General features: G+C 71.3%; 15 protein-coding genes. 8 read left to right on the top strand and 7 right to left on the bottom strand.

Translation table 11 applies throughout. From position 1 onward, the window contains the following. Positions 1-9: 9 nt before the first annotated feature. The 4 genes from OG841_RS43125 to OG841_RS43110 are packed head-to-tail and all read right to left on the bottom strand — an operon-like array spanning position 10 to position 4,732. Entirely contained in the window at positions 10-1,839 is a 1,830-nt protein-coding gene (locus OG841_RS43125) for a sensor histidine kinase (RefSeq protein ID WP_328636383.1), read from the bottom strand. Beyond that, positions 1,836-2,537 (bottom strand): response regulator transcription factor, encoded by a 702-nt coding sequence (locus tag OG841_RS43120; RefSeq protein WP_328636384.1) that lies wholly within the window; start codon positions 2,535-2,537, stop codon positions 1,836-1,838. Before OG841_RS43120 ends, OG841_RS43125 begins: the two co-directional genes overlap by 4 nt. Positions 2,538-2,555: 18 nt before the next feature. Next, positions 2,556-3,305, bottom strand: a complete 750-nt coding sequence (locus OG841_RS43115; protein ID WP_328636385.1) for a L,D-transpeptidase family protein — start codon at positions 3,303-3,305, stop codon at positions 2,556-2,558. A 41-nt stretch (positions 3,306-3,346) separates the two neighbouring features. Further along, positions 3,347-4,732 carry a M1 family metallopeptidase gene (locus OG841_RS43110; RefSeq protein ID WP_328636386.1) on the bottom strand — a complete coding sequence of 462 codons (1,386 nt, stop codon included), beginning with the start codon at positions 4,730-4,732 and terminating at the stop codon, positions 3,347-3,349. 142 nt (positions 4,733-4,874) lie between these two features. On the opposite strand from OG841_RS43110, the gene OG841_RS43105 reads away from it, so the two are divergent. Next, positions 4,875-5,225, top strand: a complete 351-nt coding sequence (locus OG841_RS43105; RefSeq protein ID WP_328636387.1) for a DUF488 domain-containing protein — start codon at positions 4,875-4,877, stop codon at positions 5,223-5,225. 10 nt (positions 5,226-5,235) lie between these two features. Here the strand turns inward: OG841_RS43105 and OG841_RS43100 are convergent, their stop codons facing one another. Together OG841_RS43100 and OG841_RS43095 are read right to left on the bottom strand one after the other, a co-directional pair. Beyond that, a complete protein-coding gene (locus OG841_RS43100) occupies positions 5,236-6,909 on the bottom strand; it encodes an FAD-binding dehydrogenase (RefSeq protein ID WP_328636388.1) in 1,674 nt (557 codons plus the stop codon). A gap of 17 nt (positions 6,910-6,926) precedes the next feature. Continuing rightward, entirely contained in the window at positions 6,927-7,553 is a 627-nt protein-coding gene (locus OG841_RS43095; RefSeq protein WP_328636389.1) for a TetR/AcrR family transcriptional regulator, read from the bottom strand. 115 nt (positions 7,554-7,668) lie between these two features. On the opposite strand from OG841_RS43095, the gene OG841_RS43090 reads away from it, so the two are divergent. The 3 genes from OG841_RS43090 to OG841_RS43080 all read left to right on the top strand — a co-directional run bounded on the left by OG841_RS43090 (position 7,669) and on the right by OG841_RS43080 (position 10,504). After that, a complete protein-coding gene (locus tag OG841_RS43090) occupies positions 7,669-8,298 on the top strand; it encodes an alpha-ketoglutarate-dependent dioxygenase AlkB (protein WP_328636390.1) in 630 nt (209 codons plus the stop codon). 176 nt (positions 8,299-8,474) lie between these two features. Further along, positions 8,475-9,221, top strand: coding sequence for an MBL fold metallo-hydrolase (locus OG841_RS43085; RefSeq protein ID WP_328636391.1), 747 nt, complete (start codon positions 8,475-8,477; stop codon positions 9,219-9,221). 41 nt (positions 9,222-9,262) lie between these two features. Continuing rightward, on the top strand, positions 9,263-10,504 hold the full coding sequence (locus OG841_RS43080; protein ID WP_328636392.1) for a DUF4032 domain-containing protein: 1,242 nt from the start codon (positions 9,263-9,265) through the stop codon (positions 10,502-10,504). Positions 10,505-10,506: 2 nt separating this feature from the next. On the opposite strand, the gene OG841_RS43075 is transcribed toward OG841_RS43080, so the two are convergent. Continuing rightward, on the bottom strand, positions 10,507-11,379 hold the full coding sequence (locus OG841_RS43075; protein ID WP_328636393.1) for a universal stress protein: 873 nt from the start codon (positions 11,377-11,379) through the stop codon (positions 10,507-10,509). A gap of 58 nt (positions 11,380-11,437) precedes the next feature. On the opposite strand from OG841_RS43075, the gene OG841_RS43070 reads away from it, so the two are divergent. From OG841_RS43070 to OG841_RS43055, 4 genes are all read left to right on the top strand, one after another. Beyond that, entirely contained in the window at positions 11,438-11,791 is a 354-nt protein-coding gene (locus OG841_RS43070; RefSeq protein ID WP_328636394.1) for a VOC family protein, read from the top strand. A 119-nt stretch (positions 11,792-11,910) separates the two neighbouring features. Next, positions 11,911-13,587, top strand: a complete 1,677-nt coding sequence (locus OG841_RS43065) for an FAD-dependent oxidoreductase (RefSeq protein WP_266553711.1) — start codon at positions 11,911-11,913, stop codon at positions 13,585-13,587. Continuing rightward, positions 13,584-15,041, top strand: a complete 1,458-nt coding sequence (locus OG841_RS43060; RefSeq protein WP_328636395.1) for an ATP-binding protein — start codon at positions 13,584-13,586, stop codon at positions 15,039-15,041. Before OG841_RS43065 ends, OG841_RS43060 begins: the two co-directional genes overlap by 4 nt. Continuing rightward, positions 15,038-15,391: a UBP-type zinc finger domain-containing protein gene (locus OG841_RS43055; protein WP_328636396.1), complete on the top strand. Its 354-nt coding sequence runs from the start codon at positions 15,038-15,040 to the stop codon at positions 15,389-15,391. Before OG841_RS43060 ends, OG841_RS43055 begins: the two co-directional genes overlap by 4 nt. Positions 15,392-15,407: the final 16 nt, after the last annotated feature.

The raw sequence follows: 15,407 nt of genomic DNA, 5'->3' as shown, positions 1-15,407 counted from the left end.
CGAAGAAAATCAGGAGTACGGCTGAGGCGCCGGGCCCCCGGGCAGCCGCAGGGTGAAGAGGCTGCCGATGCCGGGCTCGCTCGCCGCCTCGACCGTTCCGCCGTGGGCGGCGACCAGGTGGCGGACGATGGGGAGGCCGAGGCCCGATCCGCCGGTACGGCGGCTGCGGGACTTCTCCGCGCGCCAGAACCGGTCGAAGACGTGGGGCAGGTCGTCCGGCGCGATGCCGGTGCCGGTGTCGGCGACCGCCAAGGTGATGCCGTCGCCGTCCCGGCGGGCGGACAGGGTGACCGTGCCGCCGGCCGGGGTGTGGCGCAGGGCGTTGGAGACGAGGTTGCCGAGCGCCTGCCGCATCCTGAGCGGGTCGGCGTCCAGCCAGGGCTCGCCGTCGATGTCGGTGCGCAGTTCGACCCGGGCCGCGCCGGCCGTCACGCGGTGGGCGGCGGCGACCTGCTGGAGGAGTTCGTCGCAGCGGACGGGCTCCCGGTGCAGGCGCAGCGTGCCGGCGTCGGCGGCGGCGAGGTCCTGGAGGTCGTCGATGACGCGCTGGAGGACGAGAGCCTCCTCGTGCAGGGAGGCGAGCAGGGCGGGGTCGGGGTCGACGACGCCGTCCCGGGTGACCTCCAGCCAGCCGCGGATGTTGGTGAGCGGGCTGCGGAGTTCGTGGGCGATGTCGCTGACCATCGCCTTGCGCTGGGCTTCCAGGCGTTCGCGGCGTTCGGTCAGGTCGTTGAAGGCCGCGGCGAGGATGCCGGTCTCGTCGCGGGTGGTGACGGGGACGCGCACATGGAGTTCGGGCGGCTGCTGGGCCGCAGCGGTGAGCGCGCGCAGCGGGCGCACCAGCCGGGTGGCGACCAGTGCGGTCGCGGCGACGGTGACGGCGAGCACGAGACCCGCGGTGCCCACGACCTTGGCCTTGTTGGCCGGGGACATGTCGAACAGCACGGCGGGCGTGTCACCGGTACCCAGGAAGAGTTCGGCCACCGGGGCCACATACGGGTCGAGCTGGGCGCGGCGGGCGTCGTCGAGGCAGGCCTGGGCCTCGCGTGCCTCCTTCGCGTCCTGTTTGACGAACGTGGGCGCCGACGACGAGGACGCGAAGTCGGCGCCCGCGCGCCCGGCGCCGACAATCAACGGTGTATCGGCTCTCAGGCCGTTGCGGGTCAGGCAGGCGCGCGCCCCTGCCTGAAGTGCGTCCAGGGCTTTCTGCTCCGTGGGCATCGGCGTGTTCAGGACCCCGTCGGCGCAGGCGTCGGGCACGTAGGAGGGCTGCACGGAACTGTCCGGTTCGGTGAGGACCGCCCGGCCGCTCGGGGTGTGCACGACGGTGGTCTCGATGCCGTTCCGGGCGAAACAGGACTGGCGTTTGCGCGCGTTGGCGTCGATCTCGGTACGCTCCCCCTTCGTGAGCCGGTACGGCCCGACCACCCGGGGGTCGATGCCTCCGATCTGGGCGCCGCGTTCGCTGTACGTGTCGGTGCGCAGCGGGTCGACGGTGGCGGCGGCGCTCGGCGGCAGGGCGGTGCCGCGGGCGGCCGAGTCGGCGACGGTCCTGCGGTCGGGGGTGACGAGGGCGATGCGCCGGCCCGTCTTCGCGGACAGCTCCCGCACGGTGGCGGCCACGCCGGTCCAGTCGGGGTGGGTCGCCGCGTATCCGCTGAGCTCGGCGAGGACCTCCATGTCGTCGGCGAGCGCCTGCCCCTGTTCCTCGCGCAGGGCCTGGGTGGTGGTCGCCACGGCCAGCCAGGCGGTCGCGGCCACCGAGCACACGGCGATGAGCCCGGACGTGATCAGCAGGCGGACCAGCAGCCGCTTGTGCAGGGGTATACGAGCGCTCATCCGCGGCCGCCGCTGAGCTTGTAGCCCACGCCGAACACCGTCAGCAGCCGCACCGGCCGGCGCGGGTCGGCCTCGATCTTGCGGCGCAGGTTCATGATGTGCACGTCCACGGCCCGTTCGGTGGAGGCCCGGTCGGTGCCCCGGGTGACCTCCAGCAACTGCCGCCGCGAGAAGACCCGTTCCGGCTCGGCGACCATGGCGAGGAGGATCTCGAACTCGGCCGGCGTGCAGTCCACCGGCGCCCCGTCACAGCGCACCTCGTGCCGTACGGGATCGACCGCCAGGCCTGCGGCACGCACGACGGGCTCCTCGGGCCGGTCGGCGACCGCGCCCCGTCCACTGCGTCTGAGGACGGTCCGGATACGGGCCATCAGTTCGCGCGGGCTGTACGGCTTGGTCATGTAGTCGTCGGCGCCCAGCTCCAGGCCCAGCAGGACGTCGTCCTCCTCCGACCGCGCGGTGAGCATCACGACGGGAATGTCCTCGTCGCGGCGCAGCACCCGGCACACGCCGAAGCCGTCGATCACCGGAAGCATCAGGTCCAGGACGACGAGGTCGGGGGCGAGCCGCCGGGCCGCGTCCAGGGCGGCCCGCCCGTCGTGGACCACGGTGGCGGTGTGGCCCTCCGCGAGCAGGGAACGCCGTATGAGTTCGGCCTGCATCTCGTCGTCCTCGGCAACCAGCACATGTGCGCACACCCGGCGGATCCTAAGCGCTCAGCGGGCCAGAGACTTGGCGTCGCCCATGACGACGACCGGATGCAGGTCCGGGTCCAGGGTGAGGAGCAGCTTCTTCATGTGGTCCTCGGCGATGCTCACACAACCGTGGGTGGGTCCGCCGTGGTCGACGTGGAGCCATATCCCGCCGCCGCGCCCCGCGCCGAGGGGCCGGGTCCAGTCCAGGGGTGAAGTCCCGGGCTGCCGGTTGTAGTTGATGGCGATCACGTAGTCGAAGGAGCCGGCCAGCGGCTCGCCCTCGAAGCCCGTGCCGGGCGCGGTGAAGCCGACGCCGCGGTCGTACGGCAGCTTGGTGCCGGGGTTCTTCAGCAGGCCCCCGGCGTCCGTGAGGGTGTAGACGCCGGTCGGAGAGCGCAGGTCGCCCGCCAGGTGGTGGTCGGTCCAGCCCTTGAGGGCGTTGTGCGCGGGCCAGCTCGCACCGGCCTGCCAGCCGGCCTCGGTGCGCTCGTACAGGACCACGGTGGAGGCCGAGGAGTCGCGGCCCCGCCCGGTGACCACGACGGCCTGTCGGGCGTCGGCCGGCACCTTCGCCCACGTCTTCGGGCCGAGCCCGGGTATCTGCTGGGGGGCGACCTCGACGGACATCTCCGACGAGGGTGAGGGCGAGGGCTCCGAAGGCTCCTGAGAGGGAAGGGGCGTGCCCTGCGTGCCGGCCACGGCACCGCCGCCGCATCCGGTCAGAAGCAGGGATGCGGCGAGCAGGGCCACCTGGGTTCTGCGTGTGATCATGGAACGACTCTGGCCGACACTTGTAAGGAACTGGTCAGGTTCTAGGGCCGGTTCGGTTTACCCGCCGTGTAGAGCCAGGTGTGGAACAGGCCGTCCAGGTCCTTCCCCGACACCCGTTCCGCCAGGCGCTGGAACTGCGCGGTGGTCCCGTTGCCGTCGCGGTGCCCGGATGCCCAGGAGCGCAGGATCAGGAAGAACGCCCGGTCGCCGACCCTCGTGCGCAGCGCGTGCAGGGTCATGGCGCCACGGGCGTAGACGGGGGTGCCGAAGATGTTGGCGCCGCTGCCGGGGTCGCCGGGCGGGAATTCCCACAGGTCGTCGCTCGCGGGCTTCGCGTACAGGCCGTCGAAGGTCTTCTGCGCGCTGTCGCCGCCGTGCTGCTCGGCGTAGAGCCACTCCGCGTAGGTCGCGAAACCCTCGTTGAGCCAGATGTCCTTCCACGAGGTGAGGGAGACGGAGTCACCGAACCACTGGTGGGCGTTCTCGTGGACGAGAGTGCTCAGGTCGGGCGCCCGGTCGTAGACCGGACGGCTCTGGGTCTCCAGCGCGTAGCCGACGTTCGGGGCGCGGTCCACGATGGAGCCCGCGGCACGGAACGGATAGGGCCCGAACAGCTTGCTCTCCCAGTCCAGGACGGAGGGCAGTTTCTTGAGGACCGGGGCCGCCGCGGCGGCCTCGCGCGGGTCGACGGCGTTGTAGACCCGAATGCCGCTCTTGGTGGTGAACTGCTGCACGTTGAACTTGCCGACGGTCGCCGTGGCCAGGTAGGCGGCCATGGGCTCGCCCTGACGCCAGCGGAACGTGGTCGTTCCGTGCGCCGTCCGCCGGGAGAGGAGGACGCCGTTGGCGACCGCGGTACGCCCCTTGGGGACGGTGATCGTGAAGTCGTACGACGACTTGTCCGTGGGGTGGTTGTTCGCCGGGAACCAGGTCATGGCGCCCTGCGGTTCCCCGGCGACGAAGGCGCCGTCGTCGGTGGGGATCCAGCCGTCGAGCGAGCCGTCCGGGTCGGTGACGGGGCGGGGCTTGCCCCGGTAGGTGACGGTGATGGTGAACCGTTCCCCCTTGTGCAGGGCGCGCTTCGGGGTGACGACCAGTTCCTGTCCGTCGCGGCGGAAGCCGGCCTTGGCGTGATTGACCGTCAGGCCGGTGATGGTCAGGCCCTTGAAGTCGAGGTCGAAGCGGCTGAGGCTCCGGCCGGCGCGGGCGGTGAGGACGGCCGTGCCGTCGAGATGGCCGCTGCCGGGGTCGTAACCGAGCGTCAGGTCGTAGTGATCGACGTGGTATCCGCCGTTTCCGGCGAGCGGGAAGTAGGGGTCGCCTGCTCCGGACGAGCCCGTCGACGGAGGTGCGGCAGCCCCGAGCAGCGCCACGAGGGCGAGGGGGGTGGTGGCGAGGACGAAAGTGCGTCTGCCGGCCTTCGGCACGTGCGCTCCTACAGGTCGGGGGGTGGGCAACGGCTTCACACTAAAGGCCGCCTCCGCCGCAACTCACCCTTGATCAGGTCAAGTCACACCCGGCTGCGCAGTACGCTCCCGACGCACTCCTCCCATCGTCGAGAGGTCATCCGTGAGCGTTCGCATCCGCCGTGTCTACGAACCCCCCGAGCCCGCGGACGGCGTGCGCGTCCTGGTCGACCGACTGTGGCCACGCGGGCTGTCCAAGGACGCGGCCCGCGTGGACGAGTGGCCGAAGGCGCTCACCCCGTCGACCGAGCTGCGCCGCTGGTACCACGCGGGCGAGGGGTCGTACGAGCAGTTCGCCGAGCGCTACGAGGCGGAGCTGGCCGATCCCGAGGCGGCCGCACTCCTGGACCGCATCCGGGAGTTGGCGGGCAAGGGTGACGTGACCCTGCTGACCGCGTCGAAGACGCCGGAGCGGAGCCACGCCGCCGTGCTGGTGCGCCTGCTGGAGTCCTAGTGCCTCGGCACTAGCCGACCTGCTTGGCCGCCGCCCGGCCCGCCGCACGCCCCGAGAAGAGGCAGCCACCGAGGAAGGTGCCCTCGAGCGCGTTGTAGCCGTGCACACCGCCGCCGCCGAAACCGGCGACCTCGCCCGCCGCGTACAGCCCTTCGAGGGGCTTGCCGTCGGTGCCCAGGGCGCGGGAGTCGAGGTCGGTCTGGATGCCCCCGAGCGTCTTGCGGGTCAGGATGTGCAGCTTGACGCCGACGAGGGGGCCGGCGGCGGGGTCGAGGATGCGGTGCGGGGTGGCGACCCGCACGAGGCGGTCGCCGATGTAACGGCGGGCGTTGCGGATGCCCTGCACCTGGGCGTCCTTGCTGTAGGAGTTGGCGATCTGGAGGTCGCGGGCCTCTATCTGGCGGCGGATCCCGGCGGCGTCGAGCAGGGCCTTGTCGGTGAGCCCGTTCATCTTCTCGACCAGCTGCTCCAGATTCGGGGCGGTCACGAAGTCCGCGCCCTTGCGCAGGAACGCGTCGATCGGTCCCGGAGCTCCCTTGCCGAGGATCCGCTCCTTGAGGAAGCCCGCGCGGTCCTTGGCGGTGAGGTCGGGGTTCTGCTCGGAGCCCGAGAGCGCGAACTCCTTCTCGATGATCTTCTGGGTGAGGATGAACCAGGAGTGGTCGTGGTCCGCGATGTCCTCGGTGGTGCGCAGGTGCCTGAGGGTGCTGAGGGTGTCGTAGCCGGGCAGGCAGGGTTCGGGCAGTCGGCGGCCCAGGGCGTCGAACCACATGGACGAGGGGCCGGGCAGGATGCGGATGCCGTGGCCGGGCCAGATCGGGTCCCAGTTCTGGATGCCCTCGGTGTAGTGCCACATGCGGTCGCGGTTGACCAGCCGGACCCCGGCGCCGGCGCTGATGTCGAGCATCCGGCCGTCGACGTAGGCGGGCACGCCGGTGACCATCTCGGCGGGCGGGGTACCGAGCCGCTCGGGCCAGTAGCGGCGGACGATGTCGTGGTTGGCGCCGATTCCGCCGGTGGTGACGACGACGGCGTGGGCGGTGAGCTCGAAGTCGCCGATCCGGTCACGGCTCGAGGCGACACCGCGCGCGGAGTTGTCCGCGGCCAGCACCGTGCCGCGCACGCCCCGGGCGGTGCCGTCCTCGACCACCAGTTCGTCGACCTGGTGGCGGTGGTAGAAGGTCAGCAGTCCGTCGCGGGCGGCCTGCTTGGCGTACCCCACGAAGGGCTCGACGACTCCGGTGCCGGTGCCCCAGGCGATGTGGAAGCGGGGCACGGAGTTGCCGTGTCCGTGGGCGGTGAGGTCACCGCGCTCGGCCCAGCCGACGGTCGGCAGGAGCTTGATCCCGTGCCCCTCGAGCCAGGACCGCTTCTCCCCCGCCGCGAACTCGACGTAGGCGCGTGCCCAGCGCACCGCCCAGGAGTCCTCGTCGTCGACGCGGTCGAACTTCGCGCTGCCCTGCCAGTCGCTCCAGGCGAGGTCGAAGGAGTCCTTGATGCCGAGGCGCCGCTGTTCCGGGGAGTCGACCAGGAAGAGTCCGCCGAAAGACCAGAAGGCCTGGCCGCCGAGATTCGCGGCGTTCTCCTGGTCGACCAGCGCGACCCTCTTGCCGCGGCTGGTGAGCTCGTGCGCGGCGACCAGGCCCGCGAGCCCCGCTCCGACGACGATGACGTCGGCATCCATGGCGACCGTCCCTTCCCTCATACGGTGGTGTCGCTGCTGTCGGTGAGCAGCGCGGTGAGCAGTTGCTTCAGCCAGACGCGGGCCCGCTCGAGGTCCCCGTCCAGCAGCAGTTGGACGGTGACACCGTCGTAGGCGGCGACCACGGCGTGGGCGGCGTCCTCGACGTCGGCCAGCACGGCGGACAGTTCGGTGTGCCCACGCGCGCGTGCCAGCCGGTCGGCGACCGCCCGCCTGAGGCGCGCCCGGTGTTCGAGCAGGGTCCGGGCGACCTCGGGCACGCGGGCGGCGTGCACCAGGAAGTCGGTCTTGACCAGGAGCCAGTCGCGGTCGAGGAGCAGTACTTCGGTGACCCGGTCGACGGCGGCCAGCACGTCGAGCTCCGGCCCGTCGAGGGCGAGGGCCCCGGAGACCTGCTCCGCGATCAGGTCCGCGCGCTGCTGGTAGAGCGCGAAGAAGAGCTCGTCGAGGCTGTCGAAGTTCGAGTAGAAGGCGCCCCGGCTGTATCCGGCGGCCTCGCAGACCTCCTCGATCGACACGCGCCCGAAGCCCTTGGCGGCGAACACCGCGAAGGCCGCGTCCAGGAGATTGGCGCGCGTGCGGACCCGGCGCCTGGTCACGCGCCTGGTCGTGTCCTGTGTCGCCATGGCGGGCCCTCCGTTCGATACGTCAATGTATCCGATACAACGATGCATCGAAAGTGTCGAACACCTCGACGGATTTCATTGGAACAGATTTTCGAATAAGGAGTACGCTGGATCCATGACCGCGCACCTCCAGGGCTCTCTCTTCGACCAGACCGACCAGCTGCGGCTCGGCCCCCTCGACGGGATCCGCCGAACCGTGCTCGGCTTCGGCGCCTGGATCGACGTACTGCCCGGATGGCTCGGCGGCTCCGACCCCCTCTTCGAACAGCTGGCCGCCGAGGTGCCCTGGCGAGCGGAGCGCCGCACGATGTACGACCACGTCGTCGACGTACCGCGCCTGCTCGCCTTCTACGGCGTGGACGACACGCTGCCGCATCCCGTGCTCACCGAGGCCCGCGAGGCGCTCACCGCGCACTACGCCGAGGAGCTGGGCGAACGCTTCACCACCGCCGGGCTCTGCTACTACCGCGACGGCCGGGACAGCGTCGCCTGGCACGGCGACCGGACCGGGCGGGGCGCCCGCGAGGACACCATGGTCGCCATCCTCTCCGTGGGCGCACCGCGCGACCTGGTGCTGCGACCGGCGCGCGGCGGCGCCGAAGCCGTACGACGGCCGCTGGGACACGGCGACCTGATCGTGATGGGCGGCTCCTGTCAGCGCACCTGGGAGCACGCGGTACCGAAGTCCACGCGCGCCACGGGACCGCGCATCAGCATCCAGTTCCGCCCGCACGGCGTGCGCTGAGGCGGAGAGGCGGCTGCTTCTGCCGCACGCGGGGGCTGCCTCCGGCGGACGGTGCCGGAGGCAGCCTCGTCACCACGGAAGTTGACCGCTGGAAGACCGGTACCCGCCGCTCCGGATCGCCTGAGCGTCTGCTTTGCTGTGTGCCGTCGGGCAGGGACTCATCGGGTGGGGCGATCATGAGCGCAGGCGTGCAGCAAGTCGCGGACGGCACCTATCTGGTGCACGGCAGCAACACCAACTGGGTGATCCTGACCGAAGGAAGCGCGGCCACGCTGGTCGACACCGGCTATCCGGGCGACCGGCAGCAGGTGCTCGCCTCCCTCGCGGAGGTGGGGAGTTCACCGGAGGCGGTCACCGCCGTACTCATCACGCACGCCCACAACGACCACCTCGGCTCCGCCGAGTACCTGCGCAGCACCTACGGCACGCCGGTCTACCTGCACGAGGCCGAAGTGCCGCACGCGCGGCGGGAGTTCCTGCACCAGGTGTCCGTGGGGACGGTACTGAAGAACGGCTGGCGGCCCGGTGTGCTGCCGTGGGCGGTGCACGCGATCCGGGTGGGCGGCACGGCCCATGTGCCCGTCGTCTCCCCGCAGCCGTTCCCGCCGGAAGGCACGCTCGATCTGCCGGGTCGTCCGGTGCCCGTGCACACGCCGGGACACACCGACGGGCACTGCGCCTTCCACCTCCCCGAGCGCGGCGTGGTGATCTCCGGCGACGGTCTGGTGAGCGGTCACCCCACCTCCCGGGTCAAGGGCCCCCAGCTGCTGCCGGACATGTTCCATCACGAGCGTGCTCGTGCCGTGTCGTCGCTGGACGTGTTCGCGGAACTGGAGGGCGATGTGCTGCTGCCGGGGCACGGGCCGGTGCACCGTGGTCCAGTCCGTGAAGCGGCACTTCAGGCCAGGGACCGCGCGCTCTAAGGTGAGGTGACGATCACCGACCAGGCGAGGACAGAGCACCGATGGCACTGCAGATCAGCGCGACGAACCCGGAGCATCCCGCGCTCCTGCTCGAACTGCCGTGGCAGCTGCCGCTGGAGCAGTGGCCGGAAGAGGTCCTGGTCCCGCTGCCGCGCGGCATTTCGCGCCACGTGGTGCGCTACGCCCGGGCCGGTGACGAGGTCATCGCCGTGAAGGAGCTCGCCGAGCGCCCGGCGCTGCGCGAGTACGAGCTGCTGCGCGACCTGGACCGGCTCGGCATCCCCGCCGTCGATCCGCTCGCCGTGGTCACCGGACGCGCCGACGCCGAGGACGCCCCGCTGGAGCCGGTGCTGGTCACCCGGCATCTGGGCGGCTCGATGCCGTACCGCTCGATGTTCGAGACGACCATGCGGCCCGCCACCATGCACCGGCTCATGGACGCGCTTGCCGTCCTTCTGGTCCGCCTGCACCTGGCCGGGTTCGCCTGGGGCGACTGCTCGCTGTCCAACACGCTCTTCCGACGGGACGCGGGCGCCTACGCCGCCTATCTCGTGGACGCCGAGACCGGTGACCTGCATCCGCAGCTCAGCCCCGGGCAGCGGGACTACGACCTCGACCTCGCCCGCGTGAACATCAGCGGCGAACTGCTCGACCTGGAGGCCTCCGGGGCGCTGCACCCCTCGGTGGACGCGATCGAGTTCGGCATGGAGATCTGCTCGCGCTACAACAGCCTGTGGGAGGAGCTGACCCGCAGGTCCGTCTACCCGGCGGGCAAGTACCACTACATCGAACGCCGGATCCGGCGGCTCAACGACCTCGGTTTCGACGTGGCCGAGATGCAGATCGAGCACGCGCCGAACGGCGACGAGGTCACGTTCGTGCCGAAGGTCGTGGACGCGGGCCACCACCAGCGCCAGCTCCTGCGCCTGACGGGCCTGGACGCCGAGGAGAACCAGGCCCGGCGGCTGCTGAACGACCTGGAGAGCTGGATGGCCACCCAGGACGACTACGCCCCCGGCGACCCCCTCGGCGCCCGCCCGGAGGTGCTCGCCCACCGCTGGGTGCGGGACGTCTTCCGGCCCACGGTGCGGGCCGTGCCGCTCGAGATGCGCGGGTCGATGGACCCGGCCGAGATCTACCACGAGCTCCTTGAGCACCGCTGGTACCTGTCCGAGCGGGCCCAGCACGACATCGGCCTCGACACGGCGGTGGACGACTACATCAAGAACATCCTCCCCAAGGCCCGGGAGACCCTCCAGCCCACCCCCGCCACCGCGGACTGACCTCAGGTGTGCGGCACCACGGCCACCGGGCAGTCCGCGTGGTGCAGCACGCCGTGCGCGACCGACCCGATCCTGGCCCCCGCAGCGGTACGGCGGGCCCGGCGGCCGACGACCATCAGCTGGGCCCGCGCGGTCACCGACAGCAGCACCTGGCCCGCGCTGCCCATCTCTATGTGCTCGACGACCGGCACCTCGGGGAAGCGCTCCCGCCACGGCTGGAGCGCCGAGGCCAGAGCCTTCTTCTCGTACGGCTCCAGTCCCCCGGCCTCGTCCAGAAGCCGCAGCGAGCCAGGGCTGTAGGCGAACACCGGCGGCAGCGTCCAGGCCCGTACGGCGCGCACGGTGGCCCCCCGTGCCGCCGCCGTCTCGAAGGCGAACCGCAGGACGTCGGCGCTGTCCTCCGGTTCGCCCTCCTGACCCACGACGATCTCGCGTCCAGAGGCCTCCGCGGTGACCTGATCCCCGGCGCGCACCAGGACGACGGGCCGCGCCGCCTCGGCGATCACCTGCTGGCCGACCGAGCCCAGCAGGAAGCCGACGACCGGCCCGTGCCCGCGGGAGCCGAGGACCAGCAGTTCGGCGTCGGCCGCGGCGGCCACCAGCACGTCCACGCTGCCGCCCTCGACGACCTCGGTGGACACGTCGAGTCCGGTGTGCCGCCCGGTGACCGTCCGGACGGCCTCGCCCACGGCGTCCCGCGCCCACCCCTCCTGGGTGTCCCGGTCCCCCGCGTCGATCCCCTCGTACGGCTGGAACCGCCACGCGTGGACCACCCGTAGCGCCACGTCTCGCCGGACCGCCTCCCGCGCGGCCCAGTCCAGCGCGGCGAGGCTCTCCTCGGTTCCGTCGATCCCTGCGGTGATCGGGCGGGTCATGCGGTGGCCTCCCTGTATTGCGGTGACGTCGGAGCCCAGTCTTCACTACGCTGCCGAAATGACCTTGGAATGGGAACAAGTCATCGTGGACTCCGCCGACCCCGCCGCCCTCGGACGCTGGTGGGCCGAAGCACTGGGCTGGGTGGTGGTCGAGGACTCGCCCGACGAGTTCGAGATCCGCCCCGAGAAGGACCGGATGCCGGGACTGCTCTTCGTGCCGGTACCGGAGGCGAAGACCGTCAAGAACCGGCTCCATCTCGACTTCCGCCCGGACGACCACGAGGCCGAGGTCACCCGCTTCCTGGCCCTGGGCGCCCGGCACGCGGACGTGGGGCAGGGCGAGCAGTCGTGGGTCACGCTCATGGACCCCGAGGGCAACGAGTTCTGCGTACTGGGCGAGCGCCGAGCCTGACCCCGGCAGGGTCTGCCATACCTGCGCGGAGCCGGGCGATCGAACATACGATGGGCGGGACCGGGTCGGTGACCACGGGGGGCGCCGGGCCCTGACCGACCGCTCGGGGTGGGAGACGTATGGCACAGGCCGCCGAATCGGCGCGGACCGTCATCCTGACCGTGGACGACGACCCGGGGGTCTCCCGCGCCGTCGCCCGCGATCTGCGGCGGCGCTACGGCGAGTCGTACCGGATCGTGCGCGCGGAGTCCGGCGAGTCCGCGCTGGAGGCGCTGCGGGAACTGAAGCTGCGCGGCGACCTCGTGGCGGTGATCCTGGCCGACTACCGCATGCCGCAGATGAACGGCATCGAGTTCCTCGAACAGGCCCTTGACGTGTATCCGGGCGCCCGCCGCGTGCTGCTGACGGCGTACGCGGACACCAGCGCGGCGATCGACGCGATCAACGTCGTCGATCTCGACCACTACCTCCTCAAGCCGTGGGACCCGCCCGAGGAGAAGCTCTACCCGGTGCTGGACGACCTCCTGGAGGCGTGGCGCTGCAGCGACTACCGGCCGGTGCCCGCCACCAAGGTGATCGGACACCGCTGGTCGGCGCGGTCCTCGGACGTGCGGGAGTTCCTGGCCCGCAACCAGGTGCCGTACCGCTGGTACTCCACGGAGGAGCCGGAGGGGCAGCGGCTGCTGGCCGCCGCGGGGCAGGACGGGCAGCGGCTGCCGGTGGTGATCACCCCCGACGGCACGCCCCTGGTCAAGCCGGAGGCACCCGACCTGGCCGCCCACGTGGGCCTCGCCACGACCCCGACCGCCGACTTCTACGACCTCGTCGTCATCGGCGGCGGCCCGGCCGGGCTCGGCGCGGCGGTGTACGGGGCCTCGGAGGGGCTGCGGACCGTGCTCGTGGAACGGTCGGCGACCGGCGGGCAGGCCGGGCAGAGCTCACGGATCGAGAACTACCTGGGCTTCCCCGACGGTGTGTCGGGCGCTCAGCTCACCGACCGGGCCCGCCGGCAGGCGACGAAGTTCGGCGCGGAGATCCTCACCGCCCGTGAGGTGGCGGGCCTGGAGGTCAACGGCGCGGCCCGCACCGTGCGCTTCTCGGACGGGTCGGCGGTGGCCGCGCACAGCGTGATCCTGGCGACCGGCGTGTCGTACCGGCAGCTGGAGGCGCCGGGCTGCACGGACCTCACCGGCTGCGGGGTGTTCTACGGCTCGGCACTCACCGAGGCGGCCTCCTGCCAGGGGCAGGACATCTACATCGTCGGTGGCGCCAACTCCGCGGGGCAGGCGGCGATGTACCTGTCCCGGGGCGCCAAGTCGGTGACCCTGCTGGTGCGCGGCCCCGACCTCGCCGCCTCGATGTCGCACTACCTGATCCAGCAGATCGAGGAGGCGCCCAACATCTCGGTACGCGCGCGTACCGTCGTCGAGGCCGCGCACGGCTCCGACCACCTGGAGCAGCTGACCCTGCGCGACACCGAGACCGGGGAGACCGAACTCGTCGACGCGCAGTGGATGTTCGTGTTCATCGGAGCGGCCCCGCTGACCGGCTGGCTGGACGGCACGGTGCTGCGGGACGAGCACGGGTTCATCCTGGCCGGACCCGACCTCACCCCCGACGGGCGGCCGCCGGCGGACTGGGAGCTGGACCGGCCGCCGTACCACCTGGAGACCAACATTCCGGGCGTGTTCGTCGCGGGCGACGCGCGCGCCGAGTCCGCGAAGCGGGTCGCGTCCGCCGTCGGAGAGGGAGCCATGGCCGTGATGCTCGTCCACCGGTATCTGGAGCAGTCATGAGCGGGCAGTTGATGCCGTGCAGCCCCGGGGAGATCGGGTCGCTGTTCCTGTTCGAGAAGCTCACTCCGGAGCAGCTCGGGCAGCTGTGCGCCGGGGGCCGGGTGGAGCGGTTCGAACCCGGTCCGGTGTACACCGAGGGTGAACCCGCCACGTGCTTCTACGTGATGATCGAGGGCACGGTCGTCCTCTCCCGCCGGGTCGGCGGTGACGACGTGGAGATCAGCCGCACCTCGCAGCCCGGGGTCTACGCGGGATCCATGCAGGCGTACCTCGGCGACCGCGTGCAGCAGACGTACAACGGCTCCATGCGGGTCACCGAGCCCTCACGGTTCTTCGTGCTGCCCGCGGAGACGTTCTCGGCCTTCATGCAGGAATGGTTCCCGATGGCCGTCCATCTGCTGGAGGGGCTCTTCTTCGGTTCGAAGAACACCCAGCGGGCCATCGGCCAGCGGGAACGGCTGCTGGCGCTCGGCTCCTTGTCCGCCGGTCTCACGCACGAGCTCAACAACCCGGCCGCCGCGGCCGTGCGGGCCACGGCGACGCTGCGCGAGCGGGTCGGCAAGATGCGGCACAAGCTTGCGATCATCGCCCAGGGGTCCTACAGCCCCGAAGTGATGGCGAACCTCATCGACATCCAGGAGCGCACGGCCGAACGGGTCGCCAAGGCGCCCTCGCTCAGCCCGCTGGAGGCCTCCGACCGGGAGGACGCGCTCAGCGACTGGCTCGACGACCACGGCATCCAGGAGGCCTGGCGGATCGCGCCCACCTTCGTGCAGGCGGGCCTCGACGCCGACTGGCTGGACCAGGTCGCGGCGGCGGTGGACGAGGAGATCCTGCCGAACGCGATCGGCTGGCTCAACTACACCGTCGAGACCGAGCTGTTGATGGACGAGATCAACGACTCCACGGCCCGGATCTCGCATCTCGTCGACGCGGCGAAGCAGTACTCCCAGCTGGACCGGGCGCCGTATCAGGTGGCCGACGTGCACGAACTCCTCGACAGCACGTTGCTGATGCTGTCCGGGAAGATCGGGCAGCAGATCAAGGTGGTCAAGGAGTACGACCGGACGCTGCCGAGGATCCCGGCCTACCCCGCCGAGCTCAACCAGGTGTGGACCAACCTGATCGACAACGCGGTGCAGGCCATCAACAGCGTCGGCGGTGACGGGACGTTGACCGTCCGGACCGCACTCGAACACGACCGGCTGCTGGTGGAGTTCCGGGACACCGGGCCCGGGGTGCCGCCGGACATCCGCGGGCGCATCTTCGATCCCTTCTTCACCACCAAGCCCGTGGGCGAGGGGACGGGTCTCGGGCTCGACATCTCCTGGCGGATCGTGGTCAACAAGCACCACGGCACGCTGCAGGTGGAGTCGTCACCGGGCGACACCCGCTTCCAGGTGCTGCTTCCGCTGACCGCCGTGGACAACGACACGACCGAGGAGTCGGAATGACCGACATCAAGGGGATCGACCCGACCGTGCCACCCAGCGGGGACGGGTGCGTCGAGTGCGACGCGGCGGGCGGATGGTGGTTCCATCTGCGGCGGTGTGCGCAGTGCGGGCACGTGGGGTGCTGCGACTCCTCGCCCGGGCAGCACGCGACCGGGCATTTCCGGGACTCGGGGCATCCTCTGGTGCAGAGTTTCGAGCCGGGTGAGGAGTGGTTCTGGAACTTCGAGACGAGTGAGATGTTCGAGGCGGGGCCCGATCTCGCGGCGCCGGTGAGTCATCCGGAGGGTCAGCCGGCTCCTGGGCCGCAGGGACGGGTGCCGGCGGATTGGGCACGGGTGTTGCGACGGTGAGCGCCTAGGAGCTCGG

The sequence above is a fragment of the Streptomyces canus genome (assembly GCF_041435015.1).
GTDB lineage: Bacteria > Actinomycetota > Actinomycetes > Streptomycetales > Streptomycetaceae > Streptomyces > Streptomyces canus_G.
This window is presented reverse-complemented; position numbering and strand designations above follow the sequence as displayed.